The sequence below is a fragment of the Agrobacterium vitis genome (genome assembly GCF_037039395.1).
Taxonomy (GTDB): Bacteria; Pseudomonadota; Alphaproteobacteria; order Rhizobiales; family Rhizobiaceae; genus Allorhizobium; species Allorhizobium vitis_E.
The window spans coordinates 2,918,651-2,930,846 of record NZ_CP146242.1 but is presented as its reverse complement, the minus strand read 5'-3'; the positions used below and the strand labels follow the sequence as shown (position 1 = coordinate 2,930,846).

The 12,196-nt window shown below is 56.7% G+C and carries 12 protein-coding genes; 10 read left to right on the top strand and 2 right to left on the bottom strand.

Features of this window, described 5'->3' with window-relative positions:
* The first annotated feature begins 331 nt into the window (after positions 1–331).
* Together V6582_RS16055 and V6582_RS16050 are read left to right on the top strand one after the other, a co-directional pair.
* Positions 332–1,057, top strand: coding sequence for a LuxR C-terminal-related transcriptional regulator (locus V6582_RS16055; RefSeq protein ID WP_156630890.1), 726 nt, complete (start codon positions 332–334; stop codon positions 1,055–1,057).
* A 39-nt stretch (positions 1,058–1,096) separates the two neighbouring features.
* Complete coding sequence (locus tag V6582_RS16050) at positions 1,097–1,546, top strand: PAS domain-containing protein (protein WP_156630889.1); 450 nt, start codon at positions 1,097–1,099, stop codon at positions 1,544–1,546.
* A gap of 38 nt (positions 1,547–1,584) precedes the next feature.
* On the opposite strand, the gene V6582_RS16045 is transcribed toward V6582_RS16050, so the two are convergent.
* Complete coding sequence (locus tag V6582_RS16045; RefSeq protein WP_156630888.1) at positions 1,585–2,694, bottom strand: DUF2333 family protein; 1,110 nt, start codon at positions 2,692–2,694, stop codon at positions 1,585–1,587.
* Between the two features lie 203 nt (positions 2,695–2,897).
* The gene (locus tag V6582_RS16040) at positions 2,898–3,476 is read right to left on the bottom strand and encodes a thymidine kinase (RefSeq protein WP_156630887.1); all 579 of its coding nucleotides are present in this window, start codon (positions 3,474–3,476) and stop codon (positions 2,898–2,900) included.
* Positions 3,477–3,820: 344 nt separating this feature from the next.
* Between V6582_RS16040 and choX the strand changes: the two genes are divergently transcribed.
* From choX to V6582_RS16000, 8 genes are all read left to right on the top strand, one after another.
* A complete protein-coding gene (gene choX / locus V6582_RS16035; RefSeq protein WP_420360167.1) occupies positions 3,821–4,786 on the top strand; it encodes a choline ABC transporter substrate-binding protein in 966 nt (321 codons plus the stop codon).
* A gap of 304 nt (positions 4,787–5,090) precedes the next feature.
* Positions 5,091–5,936, top strand: a complete 846-nt coding sequence (choW, locus tag V6582_RS16030; RefSeq protein ID WP_060719909.1) for a choline ABC transporter permease subunit — start codon at positions 5,091–5,093, stop codon at positions 5,934–5,936.
* Positions 5,933–6,976: a choline ABC transporter ATP-binding protein gene (gene choV / locus V6582_RS16025; protein ID WP_156630885.1), complete on the top strand. Its 1,044-nt coding sequence runs from the start codon at positions 5,933–5,935 to the stop codon at positions 6,974–6,976. The genes choW and choV overlap by 4 nt, the downstream gene beginning before the upstream one ends.
* Positions 6,977–7,182: 206 nt before the next feature.
* Entirely contained in the window at positions 7,183–7,914 is a 732-nt protein-coding gene (locus tag V6582_RS16020; protein ID WP_156630884.1) for a HugZ family protein, read from the top strand.
* 136 nt (positions 7,915–8,050) lie between these two features.
* Entirely contained in the window at positions 8,051–8,368 is a 318-nt protein-coding gene (locus V6582_RS16015; protein WP_015916773.1) for an ArsR/SmtB family transcription factor, read from the top strand.
* 866 nt (positions 8,369–9,234) lie between these two features.
* On the top strand, positions 9,235–10,560 hold the full coding sequence (locus tag V6582_RS16010; RefSeq protein ID WP_156630883.1) for an aspartate aminotransferase family protein: 1,326 nt from the start codon (positions 9,235–9,237) through the stop codon (positions 10,558–10,560).
* 285 nt (positions 10,561–10,845) lie between these two features.
* Positions 10,846–11,817: a hypothetical protein gene (locus V6582_RS16005; RefSeq protein WP_156630882.1), complete on the top strand. Its 972-nt coding sequence runs from the start codon at positions 10,846–10,848 to the stop codon at positions 11,815–11,817.
* Complete coding sequence (locus tag V6582_RS16000; protein WP_156630881.1) at positions 11,807–12,073, top strand: hypothetical protein; 267 nt, start codon at positions 11,807–11,809, stop codon at positions 12,071–12,073. The genes V6582_RS16005 and V6582_RS16000 overlap by 11 nt, the downstream gene beginning before the upstream one ends.
* The last annotated feature ends 123 nt before the right edge of the window (positions 12,074–12,196 follow it).

The following is a 12,196-nucleotide window of genomic DNA, read 5'->3' as shown; positions in this document are numbered from 1 at the left end:
CAGAAAGCGCTTATTTTCGAATGGCGCGTTATTACCTTGACTTTTAAGGGGACTGGCGCTCATTTAATACTCGCTTCGATGCATTTCCGACTGCATAGACGCAGAAGTGGCACAGTGAAAGAAATGCAACCAAACAGCATCGACACAACCTCTTCAATCAAAGCGAAAGATATATATTTTTTCGCTAATGAGTTCACAGAGTTTTGAAAGACATTTTTTGAAATTAATCGATAAGAACTTTCGAAAGCTCTAGGATTTAATATATAAAATCTCCCCTATACCCGCTTCGTCGCCAAACACACCGCCCCTATCTCAAATTCAGTCGCCCCCCATGTTGATTGCCGAGCGCCAAACACTGCTCAGTACAGAAATAACCGCAATGGAAAGCCGTGAGCATTGCACGGAGGTCCTGCGTAACGTTGCTCAGGCGTTTGGACTGTCGCATGGCAGTATCATGCTCGCCCCCTCTGCGACCGATGTGCATCTCATGCCGTTGGTCATGGAAACCACTTTGCCGATTGAATTCGGCCATGAATTCGACCGCCATCAATTCGTAAAATTCTGTCCGGTGGTCAAGAAATTCGCCGGCTCGATCCTGCCGCGAACCTGGGACATGAAATTCAGGGAACCTGATGACATGGCCGAGGAATGGCCAATTGCCATGCGCGACCTGATGCTGCGGTTCAAACTGATCGTCGGCGTTGTTTTCATTTTTCCCTCCCTTGATTCCCGGCTGTATTTCATGCGGTTCGATGGGGACCGCTCGCCTCTCTCTCAATGCGAAGTCAATGAGCTGGGCATGCTGGCAATGGAGGTTTTCGACACCTATGACCGCCTGCGCCGCACGGAACTGATGAATGTCGATGTTCTCTCAGTGCGCGAGTTGGAAGTGCTTCGCTGGACGGCGCAGGGTAAAACCTCGGTGGAAATCGGCCAGATCCTGAGCCTCTCCGACCACACCATAAACGCGTATATGACCACTGCAATGAAAAAGCTGGATTGCGTCAACCGAACGCAATTGGTAGCAAAGGCCATTAGGCTGAAGCTCATTCATTAATTCATTTGCTTCAGCCAAGCCAAAAGGGAGGTTTTTCACTTGGCTTGGCGCTCAAATAAAATGCGGCCTTGTCCGCTACAGGATTTTCATTCAATCGGATTACAGGAATGTGATGTTGTCAATCTTACCCAGGCCATGCATGTCTGCGGCTTCTGGCGACTGGATATAGATCAGGGCCATTTATATGGCACGTCGCATGTGTCTAAGCTCTACGAGATAGATCATTCTGAAGGTCCGCTGAATGTGAAAGATTTTTGCAGCCGTATGCACCCGCAGGACGTAGACCAGGTGATGGACAGCTATTATCGCGCCGCCACCAGTCGCGGTATTTTCCACAATATCCATCGGATCATAACCGCAAGCGGCACCTTGAAATATATTCGTACCGTCGGTCTCTATCATCCCATCGAGGGAGGTTCCGGCGAATATCGCGGCATGCTGCATGAATTATTTCAACTGGAGCCCACCGCAAGCTTCATTGAATTATAAGACAATACCCGGCGGTCTGGCCGCCGGGCCGTTGACCGTCAGCGTTGCAGAACGGCCCTCAACTCGACCATATTGGCGCGCACCCGCAGCGTGTAGAAACCCATGGTCGACAGGTGGTTCGGCATGAGCAGCCCATCCTCGCTGCCGTTGGAAACAATCATCGGCTGCACCTTGAGCGCGGCCTCGAACTGCTTTTCCAGCTCCGCCCAGATCGCCGTCAGATTGCGCTCGCGTACCACATCGATGAAATCGGCCTTTGCCGCCTGAAACAAAGCGTATTGCCCATAAAGTTGGCCATAGGCGAACCAGAAACGGTCGTCGGCCCGTGTGTCGAACCAGCCGCCATTATGCTCTTCGGAGCGGCGACGCAGAATGTCGGATGTGTTGCCGAGGTCACTGGCCAGCCCGTCGAGCAGTTTGACGAGATTGTCGGCCCGGGCATCGAACACCGCCTTGCAGGTCTCAAGATCGGAGTTGAAACCGCGCCAGCTGGTGATCGCAGCGCGATAATAGCTTGGCGTCGGCGTCTTGAACCCGAACGGATTGGAGCCGAAATACCAGGTGCCTTCGTTGAACTGGATGTTGCCGCGCGCATCCTGCAGATCGGTATTGATGCCGGAAGTGCCTCTCACCCGGCCAAGGTCGTCGGCCAATACGATGCCGACCCGGCGCGCCACCTGGTTGATACCGCGCTGGAACGAGGCCTTGTTGTCGAAGAACGGCGTGTCATCCCAGCTCATCCCGAACAGGCCGAGCTTGTAGAGCAGCGTCGAGGACACCCAGACATTCTGGTTGACATTGGAGTCCGTCAGATCGGCAACCGTGGTGACGATAGCGGAATTCTGGCAGGTGCCGGGCTTGTCGGCGATCTGCTGTCCGGCGGCAACCTTGCGGTCGGCAAAGCCATAGGCTTTAGCAAAGGCCGGATCAAAGCCATACCAGACCTGGGTGCGCCACAAAAACTGCCCGTAAGCAGCAATCAGCACCAGGACGATCAGGGCGACGGACCCACGGAAAATATAGGCCCGACGGCCCGCTTCGCTATGGCGGGCGCGGAAAGGCCAGGCCACTGCCGTATAGAGAAGATTACCGCTGCGCCGAAGCGCTCCCCAGAGCCCTCGGAAAAACCCCGTTAGCGCATTCAGCATCTGCCCTGTCTCCCGTCCTGTGGTCATGGCAACGGCGGACGCCTAGCGTCCGGTCACTGCTCAACAGATATGTCTGCCCATCAACAATAACAACGACAAACCGCGTTTTTAACGACACGAGGTTTTTCAGGTGACTATATTTTTGAAAAAACCCGGTTGAACTTGCCGACTGTCAAATCTCGGCGCCAGCGTCAAGCCGAGCGTCACCCATTGAACAGTTCATCCCAATGCAGGCGGCAGAAGGACACATATTTCTCGTTGCCGCCAACCTCGATCTGCTCACCCTCGCGCGTCACCTGACCACTGGCATCGAAGCGGGCATTCATCGTCGCCTTGCGGCCGCAATGGCAAATCGTGCGGATCTCGCGCAATTCATCGGCAATGCCCAGCAGCAGCCGGGAGGCGGGAAACAGCTGGCCCTGAAAATCCGTGCGCAACCCGTAGGCCATGACCGGGATATGCAGGCGGTCGGCAATCCGCGCCAATTGCCAGACATGGTGCTCGCTCAAAAAATTGGCCTCGTCGACAAAAACGCAGGCAATCGGCTCACTCGCATGCATGGCCTCGACCACGGCAAACAGGTCGGTTCCCGGCTCGAAGGTTTCGGCGGGGCTGGAAAGCCCAATGCGGGAGGCAACCCGGCCACGCCCGGCCCGGTCATCCAGCGCGGCGACAAAAATCACCGTGCGCATGCCGCGCTCCTGATAATTATAGGAGGCCTGCAACAGCATGGTGGATTTACCGGCATTCATGGCGGCATAATTGAAATAGAGCTTGGCCATTGGCACCGTTCCCTGGGCTTTCCTGTCTCGCGCCGCCATGCAGCACAAAAACAGGGCGGTTTTAACCCGAAAAATCGAAATTCCCCCGGTTTTTGCGCAGAGGAGAGGCGAAATTCCAGCCCTCAGATGCACAGTCCCAAAAAATTTCAAACGCCGAGCAAGCCCTTCAAGGCGCTTGTCGCCAAGGCCATTTCCCCCGGATTTACGGCGATGCAGCGCATTTTTAAGGCGTGATGACAAAATGTCGCAAATGGCCCCTATGGACCGGCGCGAACACGCAGGCTTGCCTCGGCTGTTTATGTATTGATAATGCCGGGAACTAAAAAAGGGAGCATAATATGCCAATTGCCAAGACACTGAAATTTGCACTGCCAAAATACGCGCTGGCTTTGGCCGGATGCGTCGCAGCATTCAGCCCGGCTGCCTATGCGGCAGAACCTGCCAGCTGCGGCACCGTTCGCATCTCGGATGTCGGCTGGACGGATCTGGCATCCACCAATGCCTCCTTCGTCACCGTTCTGGAGGCATTGGGCTACAAGGCCGACGTCAAGACGCTCGGCGTGCCCGTGACCTATTCCTCGATGAAGAACAAGGATATCGACGTCTTTCTCGGCAATTGGATGCCCGCCCAGAAGGAAGCCATCCAGCAATATCTCGACGACAAGTCGATCGACAGCGTCACCGTCAATCTCGAAGGCGCCAAATACACGCTGGCCACCAACGCTGCCGGTGCCAAGCTCGGCATCAAGAGCTTCAAGGACATTGCCGCCCACAAGGCCGATCTGGATGGCAAGATCTACGGTATTGAGCCAGGCAATGAAGGCAATGGCATGATCGTGTCGCTGATCGATGGCGACAAGTTCGGCCTCAAGGGCTTCAACGTCGTCGAAAGCTCCGAACAGGGCATGTTGAGCCAGGTGACCCGCGCCGACAAGGAAAACAAGCCGGTGATCTTCCTGGCCTGGGCGCCGCATCCGATGAACACCGCCCACCAGATCACCTATCTCGCCGATGGCGACGATACGGTGTTCGGCCCCAATTACGGTGGCGCGACGGTCTATACGGTGGCGCGCGGCGGCTATGCCAAGGAATGTCCAAATGTCGGCAAGCTGCTGACCAACATGAAGTTTTCGCTCGACATGGAAAATGCCATCATGGGCAAGATCCTCGATGACGGCGAGGACGCCGACAAGGCTGCCAAGACCTGGCTGAAGGCCAACCCGACCGTGATCGAGCCCTGGCTGGCTGGCGTCACCACCAAGGATGGCAAGGACGGCCTGGCGGCTGTCAAGACCAAGCTTGGCCTCTAAGCACCACTGGCGGTCTATTCAATAATCGCCGCTGGCCGTCTGCAAATGGCAATTTCTGCGCTTGAATGATGCAATCGCATTTCCAAACGAAAAACTGCTTCGCACTTTTCCTGGAATGCTTGTACTCACGTACATTCAGTATGCTCCGTTCCGGTTCTCGAAATCACCATTTTCGCCAGGCCAGCAGCAATTCTTGAACAGACTGTGACCGATAGCGCCGGGGCGACACATTGCGCCCTGGCACCGCTATTCCTTATTCTCTTTTTTACGCATTTCCTGCAAATGCTCGAAAGGATGCGTTTCAGTGGATTGGCTGACTGATTTCAAAATTCCCATCGGCCCTACCGCCAAAGTCGTTGTCGACTGGCTGACGGCCAATGGAGCCTGGTTTTTCGACTGGCTCTCCCACCTCATTTCAAGCAGTATCGATGGCGTTCTGTTCGTGCTGCAATATCCCCACCCGCTGGTGACGGCACTTGCCATCAGCATTATCGCCTGGCTGCTACGCCGCTCCCTTCTCGTGGCGATCTTCACTTTTCTCGGCCTGGCGCTGATCATCAACCAGGGCTATTTCAAGGAAACCACCGAGACGCTGGCGCTGGTTCTGGCCTCCACCGCCGTCTGCATGGTGATCGGCGTGCCGCTCGGCATTCTGGCCGCCCGCCGCACATGGATCTACGCGCTGATGCGCCCGGTGCTGGACCTGATGCAGACCATCCCGACCTTCGTCTATCTCATCCCGGCGCTAATCCTGTTCGGACTTGGCATGGTGCCCGGCCTGATCGCCACGGTGATCTTTGCCGTCCCCTCACCCATCCGCCTGACCCGGCTCGGCATCGTCTCCACCCCTTCATCCCTGGTGGAAGCCGCCGTTGCCTTCGGCGCCACGCCCACCCAGGTGCTGCGCAAGGTGGAGCTGCCCTATGCGTTGCCACAGATCATGGCGGGTCTGACCCAGACCATCATGCTGTCGCTGTCCATGGTGGTGATTGCCGCTCTGGTCGGCGCTGCCGGTCTTGGCGTTCCGGTGGTACGGGCGCTGAATACCGTCAATATCGCCAGAGGTTTTGAGGCGGGCCTCTGTATCGTCATCCTGGCAATCATTCTGGATCGGATGTTCCGCATTCCATCGGCGGGAGATGACCAATGAGCGATGCAGTCATCTTTGGAAATGTCGACATCATCTTTGGCGACCGGCCCCAGAAGGCGCTTGCCCTGGTCGATCAGGGCCGGACACGCGACGAGATCAACAAGGAAACCGGCCTCATCCTCGGCGTGGCCAATGCTTCGCTGACCTTGAAGGAAGGCGAAATCCTGGTGCTGATGGGCCTGTCCGGTTCCGGCAAATCGACACTGCTGCGGGCCGTCAACGGGCTGGCGCCTGTCGTGCGCGGCTCGGTGTCGGTCAAGTCGCGCAATGGCTTCGTCGATCCCTACCAGGCCAGCCGCAAGGCATTGCGTGACCTGCGCATGCACAGCGTCTCGATGGTGTTCCAGCAATTCGGCCTGCTGCCCTGGCGCAGCGTTGCCGACAATATCGGCTTCGGCCTGGAATTGGCCGGTGTCGGCGAAAAGGAACGCCGGAAAATCGTTGCCGAGCAATTGGAACTGGTCAACCTGACGCAATGGGCCGACCGCAAGGTGGACGAATTGTCCGGCGGCATGCAGCAGCGGGTTGGCCTCGCCCGCGCCTTTGCCACCGGTGCGCCGATCCTGTTGATGGACGAACCGTTCTCGGCACTCGATCCACTGATCCGCACACGCTTGCAGGATGAACTGCTGGAATTCCAGCACCGGCTGAAAAAGACCATCCTGTTCGTCAGCCACGATCTGGACGAGGCCTTTCGGATCGGCAACCGCATCGCCATCATGGAAAGCGGCCGGATCATCCAATGCGGCACGCCGCAGCAGATCGTCCAGAACCCGGCGGATCAGTATGTCGCCGATTTCGTGCGCAACATGAACCCGATCAGCATGCTGACGGCGAGAGATGTCATGACTGCCGGCACCAGTCACACACCGGGTCTCGGCGTTACCGCCACCGCCGCGCCGGAAACGCCGCTGATCGATATTCTCGACGCCATGGCCCGCCAGCCCGGCTTGGTCGGCGTGGTCGAGAACGGCATGGTGATTGGCGCCATCGGCGCGCAGGATGTGGTCTCGGCCCTGACCCGGCACCGCCAGACCTGACGCAGTAAAGGCTGTTACACAAGGTTGAGCGCGCAAAGCGCAGAACGACACTGTTGAGCCAAGGGCCGCCGCTTACGATATCATGCGTTTTATAAAAACCGTGATGCCGCAAGTGGCGGCCCTTGACGCTTTCGCGTGAAGGGCCGCTGGGATATGGTCGAAGCTTCAGCCAGCACCACCCAGCCTTAAACCCATGAGACAGAACGATGATCGACCGCCCCTCTCCCATCCGTCCGACCGATGACGAGGCGCGGCGGCAGGCGCGAACCCTGTTGCGCAGCGCCACCCATGTCCCCCTGGGCGTGCTCGATCCGCAAACCGGCGGGCCTTTCGTCAGCCGCGTGCTGATGGGCACCATGCCGGATGGAACGTTGACCGTTCTGGTCTCGCGCCTCTCGGCGCATACCCGGGCCATGCTGGCCGATCCGCGCGTATCGCTGCTGGCCGGCGAACCCGGCAAGGGCGATCCGCTCGCTTATCCGCGCCTCAGCGTGCAATGCGTGGCGAGCCCGGTGGACCCCGATAGCGACATCCATCAGGCCATGCGCCGCCGGTTTCTGGCCCGCCATCCAAAGGCCAAGCTTTATATCGACTTTCCGGATTTTCTGTTTTTTCAGCTCGTGCCACAACGCGCCGCGTTAAACGGCGGGTTCGGAAAAGCCTTTGTCCTTGATGGAGACGATTTGTTGATTCGCACAGAGTTGATATTTGCCGACGGCAAAACCGAGGAGCAAACCATACAAGATTTAGGGTATGGACTTCTGCAAATCATAAAAAACCACCCCCATTATACGGGTGCAAAGCACAAGGGAAAAGTCACAATCTGCGGGTTGGATGCGTCGGGAATCGACTTTTTTTGGGGTAAATGGCTGCTTAGATGCGAATTTGAGCGTGAAATTGTGTCTTTGGACACACACCCTTCACTCCAAACTAATTAAGATGAAACGATACCTTAAATTTAGGCATATACAATCCTCCTCATATTGCTAAACTCAAGGCGTAGGGTTTCTTGTGGGATGCAACAACCAGGGCCTGCCATGTGTGCAGGCCATCGCTTCAAAGGAAGATTGAGAGATGAAAGCCAATGACTTGTCTGATCACTCGAATGCGGCTGCCGGCCTCCTCACGGCCATGGCCAATCCTAAGCGACTGATGATTCTCTGCAGCCTGGTTCAAGGTGAGGTGCCGGTCGGCGTCCTGGCCTCGCAGGTTGGCTTGAGCCAGTCAGCGCTGTCCCAGCACCTTTCCAAGCTTCGCGCCCAGAAGCTGGTCAAGACCCGCCGCGATGCCCAGACCATCTATTATTCCAGCACGTCGGATGCCGTCATGAAAGTGCTCGGCACGCTCGAGGATATATTCTGCCATCAGGAAAGCAGCAGAAACGCTGCTTGAATGACAACGCTGACATAACAGCTTGGTCTAACATAAAGGCGGCCTGGTGTTAAAAACACACCGGCCGCCTAGACTATTACCGCATGAACTGCGGAAAATAGAGCAGCGGCACAGCAGCCAGCGCGAATCTGCATTAATGGCTATTCCTGACAGCAAGCTGAACAGGCAATCTGCCTCATAAAATTTCAGATTTTCAAAATCCACTAGCGGCTTTCAGCGCTCGTCAAACGACGTAAATGAGCCTATCCGGCCAGCAGGTGACAGACCCCGAACCACCAATGCAGTTCGGAGCCCGCTCTCTTCACAAAAGCGTCTGTTCCTGCTCCTGCACACTTCAAATCCCGTGGGATTTAGAGAGTTATGCAGCAGTGGCCGCCGGTCGATCGATGCTGTCGAACTGCCCTTCGATCCTGCATCTGATCATGCTGGCATATACCCATGACGAGCTTGCGCCGACCTTGCCCGCTGAACGTGCAATCCGCGCCACGTCCGTATCTTGCGTTTTATCAACCGCAGCCAAAGCGCCTCGTCGCTATCGCGTTACCACTCCATTTCCTCCTTGAACCCATTCCAGTGTAATGAGGAAATTATGCATCAAGAGAAACACTGGTTTCGCTGATTATTCAGGATAGCCGCGCTCTCGCCGCTTGACGGCACAAGGCCGGCTGCTACTTTGACCGCGCGGTAAATTTATGCGGAGCGGCTGGCCTATCAGGACGGCTGATTTGCCAGTTACAGCGCCATATGTCCATGTCACTGCGACATGACCTTCAATGTGTGAAGACGCTCAACCCGCAGCCGATCAAACCACCGGATATGGCCCCGAAACCACTGACAGGGCCCGCGGAAAGGGCCATGGAGATATCATGTCCAATCGCACCACCATTCCAAACGACCTGCGCGCCTTCTGGATGCCGTTTACCGCCAACCGTCAATACAAGCAGGAGCCGCGCCTGTTCGTCGGCGCCAAGGACATGTATTACACCACCCATGATGGCCGTCAGGTTCTGGATGGCACGGCGGGTCTATGGTGCGTCAATGCCGGCCATTGCCGCCCGCTGATCACAGAGGCGATCCGCCAGCAGGCCGGAGAGCTGGATTACGCCCCCGCCTTCCAGCTCGGCCATCCCAAGGCCTTCGAGCTGGCCAACCGCCTGGTGGATATCGCACCTGCCGGCATGGAGCATGTGCTTTACACCAATTCCGGCTCTGAATCGGTCGAGACCGCGCTGAAGGTGGCGCTGGCCTATCACCGGGTCAAAGGCAATGGCTCGCGCTTCCGCCTGATCGGCCGCGAGCGCGGCTATCACGGCGTCAATTTCGGCGGCATTTCGGTCGGCGGCATCGTCTCCAACCGCAAGATGTTTGGCACGCTTTTGACCGGCGTAGACCACATGCCCCACACCCATCTGCCGGAAAAGAACGCTTTCACCAAGGGCCAGCCGGAGCATGGCGGCGATCTCGCAGCCGAGCTGGAGCGCATCGTTACCCTGCATGACGCCTCCACGGTCGCTGCCGTCATCGTCGAGCCGGTCGCAGGCTCGACCGGCGTGCTGATCCCGCCGAAGGGCTATCTGCAAAAGCTGCGCGATATCTGCACCAAGCACGGCATTCTGCTGATTTTTGATGAAGTCATCACCGGCTATGGCCGTCTCGGCGCGCCGTTCGCCGCTCAGTATTTCGATGTCACGCCTGACATCATCGTCACCGCCAAGGGCCTGACCAATGGCGTCATCCCGATGGGCGCCGTGTTCGTCACAGCCGAAATCCATGATGCCTTCATGTCCGGCCCAGAACACATGATCGAGTTCTTCCACGGCTATACCTATTCCGGCAACCCGATTGCGTCTGCCGCAGCCCTCGGTACGCTCGACACCTACAGGGACGAAGGCCTGCTGACCCGCGCCAGCGAGCTTGCCCCCTATTGGGAAGAGCAGCTTCATAGCCTCGCCGATTGCCCCAATGTCATCGATATCAGAAATATCGGCCTGATCGGCGCCGTGGAGCTGAAACCCATCGACGGCGAACCCACCAAACGCGCCTTCAACGCCTTCCTGAAGGCCTATGAAGACGGATTGCTGATCCGCACCACCGGCGACATCATCGCGCTCTCACCCCCGCTGATCATCTCCAAGGCCGAAATCGACCAATTGTTCGACAAGCTGCGCAAGGTGCTGATGAGCAATATTTGAGGCGCTCGCCGCTTTGAACCCTTTGAAGGCGGCAGCTTTTCTGCCGCCTTTTTTCATACCCGCCGGAATAATGTGTTGAAGCGCTTTACCGTATGTCGCTATCGGAAACGTCCACACACGTCGATACAGTATTCTATCCCTTGTTTTTCAATTGCTTCCAGATAAAGATCAATTGCTTGCCCCTCCTGAAGATGATCTAATTGCGCCATTGTTGACACCTTGTTGCGCTCCGCTGGGGATCGAGGATTCCTCCCGCCGAGACAGTCGAAAATAAGGGAAACGCGCATGGATATCGCCACATCTGCTGCATCCGTCTCCGGCTTATCGCTGCAAGCAAAACTTGAAACAGTCTTGCGCAAGGCAGCCGCCCTGCTACCAGCTGATATCGGCAACCGGCTGCTGGCGCTTATCACCCCAACGTCGCTTGCCATCATGGCGGGCGTCGTGCTGATCTGGGCAGGGTCGCATTTCTTTGGCGTTGGGGAAATCGCTGACGTGATTCTGCTGACGGCTGGCTGGATCACGATCGGTGGCGCTGCGCTTGAGGGTGGAAAAAAATTGTTGGCCTTCGCGGTCGGCACCAACAGTGCGCGCAACGATGCCGACCTAGACAAAGCAGCCAAAGATCTGGCGGATGCCATCACCATTCTCGGCGTTGATGTCGTGCTCGGCCTGCTGCTCAAGGGCAAGCCAAAAGGGACTTTTAAGACCACTTTCCCAGAGGGCAGCAAAATGCCGAGCTACGGCGAGTATGCGCGTGTTATGCCAAAGGCCGGACCAACCCGTATGTATGAAGCGAGGTTGATATTCACCCGCAAACTTTACGCTGGCCAAGGCGGAACGCGGTTAGGAGACAACCGGGCTACGATCGGTCGCAATTTCTATCTCGAATCGAAGCCATTGGCGGGAGCCATTACCGATCTGCGCAAAACCGTCTATCATGAGCGAGTTCATCAGCGCCTCACCCAAGCTTTGTCCCTGTTGGGCCGGCCCGCTCTTTATAGCAGGATGAGCGCCTATAAGAGATCATACATATTGCGCTACATTGAAGAGGCGGCCGCCGAGTCCTACGGCTTGGCCAAAACACAAGGGCTTCGGAACGGTGACTATGCGGGAATCCAATTCCCGCTGAACGGTAGATACGGCATCACGGTTATGGATATGAAACGTGAAGCGCAAGGCATTCTTCTGGGTCCGGTAACCGTAGGTGGAGCGACAATGAACGCATATTATGGCTTGATCGAAGATGCTCGCTGAGGACGAGGCAAGAGAGGCGCTGCGGGAGTTCCTTGCGCAAAGACGGCATACGCCTTTGCGGGAAAGCCTGACGACGGCAGAGCGAGGAATGATCGAGGACCGCGACACCTGGGTGATCAGTGGCGTGTCCGAAGATTGCCCTGAAGACAAGGACTGGATGTATTTTCTCGTTCAGCCGACACTTTATTTCGTCGATGCCGCCACGGGGACCGTGTTTGGCTACGAGACCGAGCGTGGACGGACAATCTTCAAGTGAAGGATTTCAGCCTGGCGTGATAGCGCCTCATCCAACGGCGGCGGAGAGATGAAATTTTGCATGATCCGGCCCCATTCAAAGAGACATATTGATCTGTTGCCGCATATTGGCGGCCTTTCGGTT